Source organism: Streptomyces sp. NPDC002306, from assembly GCF_053593435.1.
This window is the reverse complement of sequence record NZ_JBSFCK010000002.1, coordinates 325,139-337,676: the sequence shown is the minus strand read 5'-3', so window position 1 is coordinate 337,676 and position 12,538 is coordinate 325,139. Positions and strand designations below refer to the sequence as shown.

General features: G+C 71.8%; 9 protein-coding genes and 1 pseudogene. 4 read left to right on the top strand and 6 right to left on the bottom strand.

The window, feature by feature from the left end:
* The first annotated feature begins 75 nt into the window (after positions 1–75).
* Together ACWCQK_RS05890 and ACWCQK_RS05885 are read left to right on the top strand one after the other, a co-directional pair.
* Positions 76–921, top strand: a complete 846-nt coding sequence (locus ACWCQK_RS05890; RefSeq protein WP_451152331.1) for a response regulator transcription factor — start codon at positions 76–78, stop codon at positions 919–921.
* A gap of 2 nt (positions 922–923) precedes the next feature.
* A complete protein-coding gene (locus ACWCQK_RS05885) occupies positions 924–2,036 on the top strand; it encodes a sensor histidine kinase (protein ID WP_451152329.1) in 1,113 nt (370 codons plus the stop codon).
* 146 nt (positions 2,037–2,182) lie between these two features.
* Here ACWCQK_RS05885 and ACWCQK_RS05880 read toward each other — a convergent pair whose 3' ends face one another.
* From ACWCQK_RS05880 to ACWCQK_RS05865, 4 genes are all read right to left on the bottom strand, one after another.
* Positions 2,183–3,571 (bottom strand): TerD family protein, encoded by a 1,389-nt coding sequence (locus ACWCQK_RS05880; RefSeq protein WP_451152327.1) that lies wholly within the window; start codon positions 3,569–3,571, stop codon positions 2,183–2,185.
* Positions 3,572–3,757: 186 nt separating this feature from the next.
* Positions 3,758–4,849: a CU044_5270 family protein gene (locus ACWCQK_RS05875; RefSeq protein WP_451152325.1), complete on the bottom strand. Its 1,092-nt coding sequence runs from the start codon at positions 4,847–4,849 to the stop codon at positions 3,758–3,760.
* A complete protein-coding gene (locus ACWCQK_RS05870) occupies positions 4,846–5,535 on the bottom strand; it encodes an RNA polymerase sigma factor (RefSeq protein ID WP_451152323.1) in 690 nt (229 codons plus the stop codon). Before ACWCQK_RS05870 ends, ACWCQK_RS05875 begins: the two co-directional genes overlap by 4 nt.
* A 230-nt stretch (positions 5,536–5,765) precedes the next feature.
* Positions 5,766–8,156 (bottom strand): excinuclease ABC subunit UvrA, encoded by a 2,391-nt coding sequence (locus ACWCQK_RS05865; RefSeq protein ID WP_451152321.1) that lies wholly within the window; start codon positions 8,154–8,156, stop codon positions 5,766–5,768.
* Between the two features lie 372 nt (positions 8,157–8,528).
* Between ACWCQK_RS05865 and ACWCQK_RS05860 the strand changes: the two genes are divergently transcribed.
* Positions 8,529–9,527 (top strand): sporulation protein, encoded by a 999-nt coding sequence (locus tag ACWCQK_RS05860; RefSeq protein ID WP_451152319.1) that lies wholly within the window; start codon positions 8,529–8,531, stop codon positions 9,525–9,527.
* A 31-nt stretch (positions 9,528–9,558) separates the two neighbouring features.
* Here ACWCQK_RS05860 and ACWCQK_RS05855 read toward each other — a convergent pair whose 3' ends face one another.
* Both ACWCQK_RS05855 and ACWCQK_RS05850 read right to left on the bottom strand, forming a co-directional pair.
* Positions 9,559–10,611: a M48 family metalloprotease gene (locus ACWCQK_RS05855; RefSeq protein WP_451152317.1), complete on the bottom strand. Its 1,053-nt coding sequence runs from the start codon at positions 10,609–10,611 to the stop codon at positions 9,559–9,561.
* A gap of 138 nt (positions 10,612–10,749) precedes the next feature.
* Positions 10,750–11,118 (bottom strand): annotated as a pseudogene (locus ACWCQK_RS05850) (BlaI/MecI/CopY family transcriptional regulator); the annotation flags it as partial.
* Positions 11,119–11,482: 364 nt separating this feature from the next.
* Between ACWCQK_RS05850 and pstC the strand changes: the two are divergent.
* A complete protein-coding gene (gene pstC / locus ACWCQK_RS05845; protein ID WP_451152315.1) occupies positions 11,483–12,532 on the top strand; it encodes a phosphate ABC transporter permease subunit PstC in 1,050 nt (349 codons plus the stop codon).
* Positions 12,533–12,538: the final 6 nt, after the last annotated feature.

Here is a 12,538-nt window from a genome sequence, read left to right as displayed (position 1 = left end):
CGCCGGCTTCTTACGAAACACGGACGTCGGAGGCGGCGGGGGACGCCGGCGGCGGCGCGGTGCGAGGCTGTCGGAATGGAACAACAGCCGTACGAGCCGACGCGGGCCCGGGGAGCCAGGGTCCTGGTCGTCGATGACGATCCCACCGTCGCCGAGGTCGTCTCCGGCTATCTCGACCGCGCCGGATACGTCGTGGACCGCGCCGGGGACGGACCGTCCGCACTGGCCCGAGCCGCCGCGCACCGGCCCGACCTGGTGGTGCTGGACCTGATGCTGCCCGGCATCGACGGCCTGGAGGTCTGCCGGCGGATCCGGGAGCGCGACCCCGTGCCGGTCATCATGCTCACCGCGCGGGGCGACGAGGACGACCGGATCCTGGGCCTGGAGGTGGGCGCGGACGACTACGTGACGAAGCCGTTCAGCCCCCGGGAGCTGGTGCTGCGGGTGGAGTCGGTGCTGCGCCGCACCCGGCCCGCCGGGCCGGTCGCCGAGGTGCGCACGGTGGGCACGGCCGGTCTGACCGCGGACCCGGCCGCCCGGCGCGCCACCAAGAACGGCGTCGAACTCGCCCTCACCCTGCGCGAGTTCGACCTGCTCGTCTTCTTCCTGCGCCACCCCGGCCGGGCGTTCGGCCGGGAGGACCTGATGCGCGAGGTCTGGGGCTGGGACTTCGGCGATCTCTCGACCGTCACGGTCCACGTCCGGCGGCTGCGCGGCAAGATCGAGCACGATCCGGCCCGGCCCCGGCTGATCCAGACGGTGTGGGGCGTGGGCTACCGCTTCGAGGAGACGGCTGTCGAGACGGCGGTGGGGACGGCGGTGGAGACCGCAGGCGAGACGGCGGTGGAGACGGTGGTCCCGGCCGACGGCGGCACCGGCGCCGGGTTCGCGCCCGTCGCCTCGGGTGTGAGGGAGGTCTGAGCGTGCGCGACATCCTGTTGATCGCTCTGTTCGCCTTTCTCGGGGCCGGTGCGGCCGGGGTGCTCGGCGCGGCCGTGCTGTGGCTGATCCGGCGACGGTCGCTGACCGCGTCGCTCGCCGTCGTCGCCGCCGTGGCGGTGACCGCGATGCTCGCCGGGACGCTGGCCGTGGCCTGGGCGATGTTCCTGTCCGGGCACGACCTGACCGTGGTGACGACGGTCGTCGCGATGGCGGCGGTCGTGTCCTTCGCGACGGCCCTGCTGCTGGGCCGCTGGGTGGTCGCCCGCAGCCGCGCGCTCACGCTCGCCGCCCGGTCCTTCGGCGACGGCGGCGACTTCGCCGCTCCCGTCGGCGCGGCCACCGCCGAACTCGACGCGCTCAGCCGCGAACTGGCCGCGACCAGCGCGAAGCTCGCCGAGTCCCGCGACCGGGAACGGGCCCTGGAGTCCTCCCGGCGGGAACTCGTCGCCTGGATCTCGCACGACCTGCGCACCCCGTTGGCGGGCCTGCGCGCGATGTCCGAGGCGCTGGAGGACGGGGTCGCCGCCGACCCGGACCGCTATCTGCGCCAGATCCGCACCGAGGTCGAGCGGCTCAACGACATGGTCGGCGACCTGTTCGAGCTGTCCCGCATCCACGCCGGCGCCCTCGCCCTGTCCACGTCCCGTATGTCGCTGTACGACCTCGTCGACGACGCCCTCGCGGGAGTCGACCCGCTCGCCCGGGAACACGGCGTACGGCTCGTCGGCGACCGCGTCGAACCGGTGCCGGTGGAGGTGGACGGCCGGGAGATGAGCCGGGTCCTGGGGAATCTGCTCGTCAACGCGATCCGCCGGACACCGGCCGACGGCACGGTCGCGGTGGCGGCCGAGCGGTCGCCCGACGGCGTGGTCCTGTCCGTCACGGACGGCTGCGGCGGCATCCCCGAGGAGGACCTCCCGCGCGTCTTCGACACCGGCTGGCGCGGCACGCACGCGCGGACCCCGCCGGCCGGCGCGGGCCTCGGCCTCGCCATCGTCCGCGGCATCGTCGAGGCGCACCAGGGCCGGGCCGCCGTACGCAACATCCCGGGCGGCTGCCGCTTCGAGGTGACCCTGCCTGCGGCCCGGGCATAGACCCGGGCGGGCGGGCGGAGTGCGGGGCCCTCGCCGGTGTCAGGTGGACGGGTCGGCCATCACCTCGGCGGAACTGGGGCGTCTGCGCGGGCGTATGCCCTGTCGGCCGTCGTCGTCGCGCACAGTGGACCGGACCGAGACGTCGGTCAACGCCTCTTGAATTCCACCGGTCCCGCGTTCATCTCGATGGCTCCGTCCGGATGGAGGACCGGGCGCCGTTCGGTCATACGGGCGCTGTAGGCCTCGACATGGCGGATCTCCGCCCCGTCGTCCGCGGTGAAGTCGACGAGGGCGATCGCCACCCAGTAGCGGGTCTTGGTGTTCTCGAAGAGCGGGACGGTGACGGTGGAGCCTCGCCCGTCGGTGAGAACGACCTTCGCACCGAAGCTGCGGAAGGAGCCGAAGCCGTTGCTGACCGCGGAGTACGCGCAGAGGAGCACGTAGCCCTGCTGGTCGGGGCGAACGATACGGAGGGATTCACGGCCCGGCACCCGTGAATCCCCGTCGAGGCGAATGTAGGGGTGGTTCTTCACCGAGCCGAGGCGCTTGTAGTAGACGACGTCGGCACCCTTGCCCTTCTTCGCCGTTGCCGCGGCTTGAGCGGGTGCCGCTTCGGGCCGCAGCGGCTCGCCCTGAGCGACGTGGCCGGACTTGACGGCAGTCCCGGGTGCCGTCTTTCCACGCAGGGCTTTCCTGGCGGGCACGAACAGGGCGTACAGGTCGAGGTCGGCGCCGCGCTTGCGACGCTGCGCGCTTCCGCCGTCCCACTCCAGGGAGGCTGTGACCACCAACTCCCGGTCGTTCTTGTCCAGGCCCATCGAGACCTGGCTGCCCTTGTCCAAGCTGATCTTGCCGAGTGGGGGCTTGCGCAGGTTCGTCCCGCTCACGGTGGGGGACACCGTCGTGACGGGCTCGGGGGCCGTTGCGGTGACCGGCCTGGGGTCCGCCGTTGTCGTGGTGCCGGGTGCGGACGTGACGTCTTCTGTGTCGGACGGGTGGGCCGCGGAGGGGTCCTGGGGGTGCTCCACCTGGATCCCGAAGTCGGTTGCGAGGCCGGCCAGACCGTCGGCGTAGCCCTGGCCGATGGCACGGAGCTTCCATACCGGGCCCCGGCGGTACAGCTCCACCAGGAGTACGGCGCGTTCACCGTCGGTGAGGGCGGGCGGGCGGAAGCTGAGTGGCTCGCCTCCGTGCTGGGCGGCACGTACCAGCACCTCTTTCACGTCACGGAAGGTGCGCGTCGCATCGTCGGGGTCGCAACTGCCGACCAGGACGATCCGATCCACCTCCGTCGGCAGAGCGGCCGTATCCACCTCGACGCGCTCCGGACCTTCGGCGTCCGCCGCGTGGTGCCGGACCGCACCGGACTCGGCGGAGGGCTGGTTGTAGAAGACCAGGTCGTCGTCGGACCTGACCTTGCCGTCCGCGGCCACGAGCAGTCCGCTGAGGTCGACCGGATCTCCCACGGTGCGCAACTCGACGGTGATGCGCCCCGAGTTCATCGCCGTGTTCTCACCCTTACGGAGCTCCGGCATGCCCCCACCCCCCACAGCGTCCCCACAGCACTTTCGTGCCACCGTGTCACATCGGGTCGCGAACAGAAGGGGTTTCGCCAAGCGCCCCTTCCGACGTCTCCTTGTGCGGGTCTGACATGTTTCACGTGAAACCCCCGGGTCGGGGACCCGGGGGTTCGTCGTCCGTCGTGGGTGAGGCCTGGGCGGTCAGCCGGCCTGTGACGGGGTCTGCTTCATGCCGTCGACGACGGCACGGTTCAGGATGGCGCTGGTGAAGGTCACCGTGCCCGGCTTGATCAGGGCGTCCTCACCGCTGTTCTCCCGGATCTGGACGGAGCGCTCGCCGAGGTAGACGTGGGTCTTCCGGTCGAAGATCCATTCCTCGCGCTCGCCGCTGGTCTCGTCGAGCCGGGCCACCGCCACCCCGTGCCGGCCCGCCGCGTCCACCGCGTCCTGGACGACGACCACGCCGGGGATCTTCTCGGCGGCCTTGAACAGCGCCGAGTAGAGCTCGGCGGGCGGGTAGCTCTCCCCGAGCAGGTCCCCGATGGTGGTGAACGCCTCCTGGTCGGGGGAGTTGCCGTGCCCCTTCGTCTCCTTGTAGATCTTGGCCAGCAGTTCGTCGGGGTCGGTGGTGAGCTTGGTCAGGTAGTCGTACGACGGATTGTTCAGGAACGCCTGGGGCGTGTTGCCCTGCTCGTCGGGCAGGCTCAGGGTCTCGCCCTCGGCGCTGTCGTTGACCGCGGGGTCGATCAGCCAGCCCTTGGTGCCGTCCGGCGACTTCCACACCTGGCGGAGGTGCACGACATGGCTGGCCACGGTGCTCTTGTCGTCGTCGGTCCGCACGAAGGTGTCGGCGGCCTTGGACTCGATGTAGATGTACTGGCCGGGCTTGACGACCGGGTGGGACGTGTCGGCGGCCGCCAGCGAGATCTGGTCGAGCAGCTGGGGTACGCCGGAGGTGGTCGCGGTGCCGATCCGCGTGGTCATGGCCGGCCCGGTGGCGAGACCGCCGTCCTCGCCCCCGCCGGACGTCACGATCCCGGTGACGACCGCCGCCGCCAGGACGGCGGCCATGGCGGGCAGCGCGATCGCCGGGCGCGGCAGCCGCAGTCGCCGGGTCGGCGCGGTGGCCGCCGTCGCCGTACGCTCCGCCTGCTGTGTGTCGTGGATCTGGGCCATCAGACGCTCCCTGTGGAACTGGTGACGACCCGTCGGCAGGTCGCGCGCTGTCCGGGACAGGAGCTCTGCGCTCTCATCCCACTCGGCCGGGTTCTGCCGGGACGTGTCCGCGTTCATCGGTTTCCTTCCTGCACGGGCCGGATCGCGTTGGTGTGATCGCCTCTTATCTGTCGGGCGACGAAGCCGCCTTCCCGGATCCCGCGCACTTTTTTCGGCGCCGTTCCGGGAGCCGGGCGGACCGTCGCGGCGGCAGGGCGCGCCGCTTCGGCCTCGGCCAGCGCGCGCAGCTTCTTGCGGGCCCGGGAGAGCCGGGAGGCGACCGTGCCGACGGGGATCCCGAGGGCTTCCGCCGCGGCCTCGTAGTCCAGGCCCTCGCCCAGGCAGAGGGTGATGACCTCGCGTTCCGGCCGACGCAGCGCGGCCAGCGCGGTGAGCGCCGTCGCGAGCCGCCGCCGGTCGTCGACCCGGTCGGCGACCTCGTCGGCATGGTCGGCCACCGAGAGTTCGGCCGCCGCGGCGGCGTTGGCCGCCGCCCGGTAGCGCCGGTTGCTCCGGTACTGGTTGCGTGCCGTGTTGGTGGCGATGCCCAGCAGCCAGGGCCGCAGGGAGCCGCCCTCGGGATCGACCCGCTCGCGCAGCCGCCACGCCTCCATGAAGGTGGCCGCCATCACATCCTCGGCCGTCGACCAGTCGGCGGTCAGTCGGAAGGCATGGTTGTAGACAGCGCGGGCGTAGCTGTCGAAGAGCTCCGCGAACGCGCTCGATTCCCCGGCCCGTACCCGGGTACGCAGATGAGTGCTCACCTCAATGAGCTGTCCGGCACCCCAGGCCGACTTCCCGTGACCTGCGCCACACTTGCCACACTCGTCATCCTGGCCACACTCGCCATGCTCGCACTTCCCGGATCCTGCTCGTCCGGGGCCTGCTCGTCCGGGACCTGCGTGCGGTCGTGCCTGCGTGCGGTCGTGCCTTCGTGTCCGTGCCGTCGGCATCCCCGGGGTCACCGTCCCGGGGATGCCGTGAACGGGGCCGGTCAGGCGCGGACGTAGGCCGCGAGGTGTTCGCCGGTGAGGGTCGAGCGGGCGGCGACGAGGTCGGCCGGTGTGCCCTCGAAGACGATCCGGCCGCCGTCGTGGCCCGCGCCGGGACCGAGGTCGATGATCCAGTCGGCGTGCGCCATGACCGCCTGGTGGTGTTCGACGACGATGACCGACTTGCCGGCGTCCACGAGGCGGTCGAGCAGACCGAGCAACTGCTCGACATCGGCGAGGTGCAGGCCGGTGGTCGGCTCGTCGAGGACGTAGACGCCGCCCTTGTCGCCCATGCGCGTGGCCAGCTTGAGCCGTTGCCGCTCGCCGCCGGACAGCGTGGTGAGCGGCTGTCCGAGGGTGAGGTAGCCGAGCCCGACGTCGACGAGCCGGTCGAGGATGGCGTGGGCGGCCGGTGTGCGTGCCTCGCCGCCGCCGAAGAACTCCTCGGCCTCGGTCACCGACATGGCGAGGACCTCGCTGATGTCACGGCCACCGAGGTGGTACTCCAGCACTGCCGCCTGGAACCGCTTGCCCTCGCACTCCTCGCAGGTGGTGGCGACGCCCGCCATCATCGCCAGGTCGGTGTAGACGACGCCGGCGCCGTTGCAGGTGGGGCAGGCGCCCTCGGAGTTGGCACTGAACAGCGCGGGCTTGACGCCGTTGACCTTGGCGAACGCCTTGCGGATGGGTTCGAGCAGTCCCGTGTACGTCGCCGGGTTGCTCCGCCGCGAGCCGCGGATCGGGGTCTGGTCGACCGAGACCACCTGCGCGTCGGCCGGGATCGAGCCGTGCACGAGCGAGCTCTTGCCGGAGCCGGCGACACCGGTGACGACGGCGAGCACGCCGAGCGGGATGTCGACGTCGACGTCCTGGAGGTTGTGCGCCGTCGCGCCGCGGATCTCCAGCGTCCCGGTGGGCTTGCGCACCGACTCCTTGAGGGAGGCCCGGTCGTCGAAGTGCCGGCCGGTGACGGTGCCGCCCGCCCGCAGTCCCTCGACGGTGCCCTCGAAGCACACGGTGCCGCCCGCCGCGCCGGCGCCGGGGCCGAGGTCGACGACATGGTCGGCGATCGCGATCGTCTCCGGCTTGTGCTCCACGACCAGCACCGTGTTGCCCTTGTCCCGCAGCCGCAGCAGCAGGTCGTTCATCCGCTGGATGTCGTGCGGGTGCAGGCCGATGGTGGGCTCGTCGAAGACGTACGTGACGTCGGTGAGCGAGGAGCCGAGGTGGCGGATCATCTTGACGCGTTGTGCCTCACCACCGGACAGCGTGCCCGCGGGCCGGTCCAGCGAGAGATAGCCGAGGCCGATCTCCACGAACGACTCCAGGGTCTGCTGGAGGGACGCGAGCAGCGGCGCCACCGACGACTCGTGCAGCGCGCGCACCCAGGCGGCCAGGTCGCTGATCTGCATCGCGCAGGCGTCCGCGATGCTGATCCCGGCGATCTTCGACGAGCGGGCCGCCTCGGTGAGCCGGGTGCCCTCGCAGTCGGGGCAGACGGTGAAGGTGACCGCGCGCTCCACGAACGCCCTGATGTGCGGCTGCATCGCCTCCTTGTCCTTGGCGAGCATCGACTTCTGGACCCGCGGGATCAGCCCCTCGTAGGTCATGTTGATGCCCGCGATCTTCATCCGGGTCGGTTCGAGGTACAGGAAGGCGTGCAGTTCCTTCTTCGTGTACTTGCGGATCGGCTTGTCCGGGTCGACGAGGCCCGACTCGGTGTACAGCCGGTAGTTCCAGCCGCCGGACTTGTAGCCCGGGATGCTGAGCGCGTCCTCGTTGAGCGACTTGGACTCGTCGTAGAGCTGGGTGAGGTCGATGTCGGTGACCGAGCCCCGGCCCTCGCAGCGCGGGCACATGCCGCCGGTGATGCTGAAGGAGCGCCGCTCCTTCACCTTCTGCCCGCCGCGTTCCACGGTGACCGCGCCCGCTCCGCTGATCGAGGCGACGTTGAAGGAGAACGCCTTGGGCGAGCCGATGTGCGGCTGCCCGAGCCGGCTGAAGAGGATGCGCAGCATCGCGTTGGCGTCGGTGACGGTGCCGACCGTGGAGCGCGGGTCGGCGCCGATCCGCTGCTGGTCGACGATGATCGCGGTCGTCAGGCCGTCGAGCACGTCGACCTCGGGCCGCGCCAGCGTCGGCATGAAGCCCTGCACGAAGGCGCTGTACGTCTCGTTGATCAGCCGCTGCGACTCCGCGGCGATCGTGTCGAACACCAGCGAGCTCTTGCCCGACCCGGAGACACCGGTGAACACCGTGAGCCGGCGCTTCGGGATCTCGACGCTGACGTCCTTGAGGTTGTTCTCGCGCGCGCCGTGCACACGGATCAGATCGTGGCTGTCGGCGCCGTGCAGCTCAGGCGACCGCGTGTCCGGCCTCCGGGCCTTGCTCATCGTGTCTCCATCTGTGAGAGCGGGGCCGCCTTCGCGGTCTCCCTCCGGCGGAACGGTACGTCCGGTCGACCTCCGTCGGCGCGATCGCTCGTCGCGGCGACGGTCTCCTGTCCACCCGACCGGCCCTCGCCGAGGGGCCGGCCCTCGCAGCCAGGCTAGGCGTGCTCCGGCGACCGGCGCTTCTCCGATACTGCTCGATCGCCGCTCGATCGCCACTCCATTGCCACTCCATCGCTCCGCGGCTCGTCGCCGCTCGTCCGGACCGGCTTGGGAACTTCTTTACCTGGTGGGGTAGTTCTGCTGGTGGCGGCCGACACGAGCGGTGTCAGGCCGCGGAGCGACACGTGCGATCAGTGAAGGAGCGACACCGGCATGGTGTTCAAACGGCTGCTCGGGGCCATCGGCGTAGGCGGCCCCTCGGTGGACACGGTGGTGGACGAAGCCGCCGTGCGGCCCGGCGGTGTGCTGTCCGGGCAGGTGTGGGTCCAGGGCGGCGACGCTGCCGTCGACATCGAGCACATCACCCTGGAACTCGTGGCCCGGGTCGAGACCGAGCACGAGGACGGTGAGAGCGAGGGCTTCGTCGTCTTCGAGCGGTTCTCCGTGGGCGGCGGGTTCCGGCTCGGTGAGGAGGAGCGGCGCGGTGTTCCCTTCGAGGTGACGCTGCCGTGGGAGACGCCGATCAGCGAGCTGTACGGGCAGCCGCTGGGCATCGTGCTCGGGGTGCGCACCGAGGTCGCCGTGGCCGGGGCGAGGGACAGGGGCGACCTGGACCCGCTCGCGGTGCGGCCGTTGCCCGTGCAGGAGGCGGTCCTCGAAGCGCTGGGGCAACTGGGCTTCGGCTTCAGGTCCGCGGACCTCGAGTACGGGCGCATCGGCGGTACGGGCCAGCGGCTGCCCTTCTATCAGGAGATCGAGCTCACTCCGGCGCCGCGGTACGCGCACGCCGTCAACGAGATCGAGGTGACCTTCCTGGCCGGTCCGGCGGGCATGGAGGTGGTCATGGAGGCCGACGGGCGCGGCGGCCCCCTCTCCGGCGGCCACGACACGCTGAACGTCTTCAGCGTCGGTCACGGCGACGTCCACGGCCGGGACTGGAACACCGAGGTCGACGGCTGGATCCGGCAACTCGTCGAGCGGCGGACGGCGTACGGCCACCAGGACCCGTACGCCGGCGGGCACGGGTACGACGAGCATCGCCATCACGACGGCCGCCACTCCGGACCCGGGGTCGGCACCGCGGTCGCGGCCGGTGCGGCGGGGCTGGCGGTCGGAGTGGTCGGCGGGATGGTCGCGGCCGAGGTCGTCGACGAGATCGGTGACTTCTTCGAGGGCGACGACGAGGGAGACGACGAGGGCGCGGAGGACTAGGGGACTGGGCGACCGCTTCGGCCGAGGTGTTCTACAGGGGCGTGGCCGCCTTGAGGATCAGGAACATCGTGACCGCGGAGGCCGCCGAGGACATCGCGGACAGGGCGGCGCCGGTGGCCGCGGTCCAGGCGGCCACGCCCACGGTGGTGAACAGGGGCGGCCAGGCGCGGGCGGCCGGTGCCGGGCCGAGCAGGGCGGCGACGCGGCGCGGCACCGGACCCGGCGCGGCGGCGAGGGACGCCAGCGTCGGGACCGGCGAAGGGCGGGACATGAGGCCCGCCTTGGCGACCGCGCGGGCCGCCACCCGACGGTCGCCGACCGCCCCGGCCGCCTCCTCGTCGGCCCAGCGCTCCACGGTGTAGGTGACGGCGGTGCCCAGCGGTCGCAGGAACGGGTTCGCGCGGGCCGCCAGTCCGGCCAGCAGCAGATGACGGTGGTGGCGGCCGGTGAGATGGGCGCGTTCATGGGCGAACAGCACGCGCCGCTCGCGGGAGTCGAGCCCGGCGAGCATCCCGGTGGAGACCACGACCCGGCCCGGCCGCCCACGTGCTCGCCCATGTGCCGATGCCCTTGACGGTTCACGTGCCGGTGCCCGGGCCGGTTCACGTGTCCGCCCGAGCACACGCCCGAACACGCCTGCGAGCCCGCGTCCGTGGGACCGCCCGGGCAGCGTGTGGGCGTACGGCAGCCGGTCCGGGAGGACGGCGACCTCGGTGGCCGGCAGCCCCCGCAGCGCGCGCAGCGCACGGCGTCGCACCCGGTGGTGGCGTACGAGCAGGATGGCGCAGGCGAGGGCCGCCGCCGCGAGCGCGCACACCGCGCCCTTGCCCACCACCTCGTCGTGCGGCACGGCCGCGCGGACCTCCGGATCGGCCCAGGTGTCCGGCAGGGGATTGCCGGGGAGTTGGGCGGTGCCGACGATGGCGAGCAGCCCCAGGCACAGGGTGCTGCACAGGCCCAGGACCGCGGCGACGGCGGCCAGCAGACGGGTCGCCAGGCGCGGATGCAGCCGGTGTTCGGCCAGGCGGGCGATCGGCCACGCCGTCAGCGGCAGGACGAGCGGGAGGAACACGAACACACCCACGGCTCAGCCCGCCCGGCCCTCACCCGGGCCGCCCCGGTCGTCGTCCCGGCGTTCGGCTCGGAGCGCGTCCTGGGCGTCTTGGGCGGCCTGGGCGTCCCGGTCGGCATGGCCGGCATGGTCGGCGTGGAGGTCGGCGTCCCCCGTCTCCTGGAGCAGCCTGCGCAGCAGTTCCTCGTCGCCGGGCGGGAGGCCGGAGACGAAACTCGCCAGTACCGCGCCGCGGTCGGACTCGCTGTCCAGGACGCGTCGCATGCGATGGGCGGCGAGCCCGGCCTCGTCCGCGGCCGCCGTCCAGGCGAACGACCGGCCCGCCCGCTCCCGGGTGACCGCGCCCTTGGCCTGAAGCCGGGTCAGAATCGTCATGACGGTGGTGTAGGCGAGGGTGCCGCCGAGGCGTTCGCGTACCCAGCCCGCCGGTACGGGTTCCGGCGCCGTCCGCAGCGCGGAAAGCACCTGGGCCTCCAACTCGCCCTGCCCGCGCCTGCGTCCGGGGGCGTCCGACCGCACCCTGTCGTCCTCGTCGCGGCCGCCACCGCGGTCACCCCTGCCACCGCCGCCCCCGTCGTCCCCGTGTCGCTCCACCACGCTGCCTCCCTGACCCGGCGCGTCGTACGCCTCCCGCCCGTCGTGCGTCTCGACGACCGTCCATCGTAGTGAGCCCCTCCCCCCGCCCTCACAGGGGAGAGCGGGGGGGAGGCGACAGGAGCGAAGGACGCCTCCACAAGCCCACCACCCAAATGACATGAACCATTCACTCAGCATCCACAATCGACGCGCCGGAACGACAGGATCCAGCCATTGACTCTCCCCTCGTGGCTGCCGATCGGTGCCATATGGGGAGATGTGAGTTCCGGGTGAGGGGCGTACGTACGTGGAGTCCGGTCAGGAAGAGCCCGACAGAGCCGAATCCGACAGACCCGTGGCCGTGGTGCCGCGCGTCGCGGACGATGTTCCCCGGCGGCCCGCCACCGGGCGCGGACTCGGTGACGGGATCTTCCGGTTCCAGTTGACGGCCGCGGGCGTCATGGTGCTCGCCCTCATGGCGGGCGTCGGCCTGTTCCTGCTGCAGAACGCCTTCCAGGCGCTGCGCGTGATGGGTCCGGCCTTCCTCACCACCGAGGAATGGCAGCCGGACGTCCACCAGTTCGGCATCGCGGCGATCATCACCGGGACGCTCCTCATCGCTCTCGTGGCCGTGGCCCTGTCGGTGCCGCTGGCCATCGGAACCGCGCTGTTCATCTCCGACGTGGCCCCGCGCCGGCTCCGTTACACCCTCATCACCCTGGTCGACCTGATGGCCGCCGTCCCCTCGGTGGTCTACGGGCTCTGGGGGCTGTTCTTCCTCCAGGGACACGTGATCGGACTGTCCCGGTGGCTCTCCGACTGGCTCGGCTGGATCCCACTGTTCACCGTGGACGGCACCCATCCCGGCGACCCGCTCGCCACCGACAGCGTCTACACCGCCTCCACCTTCGTCGCCGGAATCGTCGTCGCGCTGATGGTCACGCCGATCCAGTGCTCGGTGATGCGCGAGGTGTTCGCGCAGGCCCCGGCGGGCGAGCGCGAGGGCGCGTACGCGCTCGGCGCCACCCGTTGGGGGATGATCCGCGCGGTCGTCCTGCCGTACGGCAAGGGCGGCATCATCGGCGGCACGATGCTGGGCCTCGGCCGGGCGCTCGGCGAGACGATCGCCGTCTACCTGATCATCTCGCCGGTCTTCGTCATCCAGCCGCACATCCTCCAGACCGGTTCCAACTCGGTCTCCTCGCTGATCGCCCTGCACTACGGCGACTCGTCGCCCTTCGGCATGTCGGCGCTGATGGCGGCGGGCCTGACGCTGTTCCTGCTGACCCTGGCGGTCAACTTCACCGCCTCCTCCATCGCGGCCCGCTCCCGCTCCGGCGCCCAGAGCGACGTCTGAGAGGCC

Bases quoted from the DNA above. Each gene is read 5' to 3' on its own strand.
- ACWCQK_RS05890 (WP_451152331.1), top strand. From the start codon at position 76: ATGGAACAACAGCCGTACGAGCCGACGCGGGCCCGGGGAGCCAGGGTC.
- ACWCQK_RS05880 (WP_451152327.1), bottom strand. From the start codon at position 3,571: ATGCCGGAGCTCCGTAAGGGTGAGAACACGGCGATGAACTCGGGGCGC.
- ACWCQK_RS05875 (WP_451152325.1), bottom strand. From the start codon at position 4,849: ATGAACGCGGACACGTCCCGGCAGAACCCGGCCGAGTGGGATGAGAGC.
- ACWCQK_RS05865 (WP_451152321.1), bottom strand. From the start codon at position 8,156: ATGAGCAAGGCCCGGAGGCCGGACACGCGGTCGCCTGAGCTGCACGGC.
- ACWCQK_RS05860 (WP_451152319.1), top strand. From the start codon at position 8,529: ATGGTGTTCAAACGGCTGCTCGGGGCCATCGGCGTAGGCGGCCCCTCG.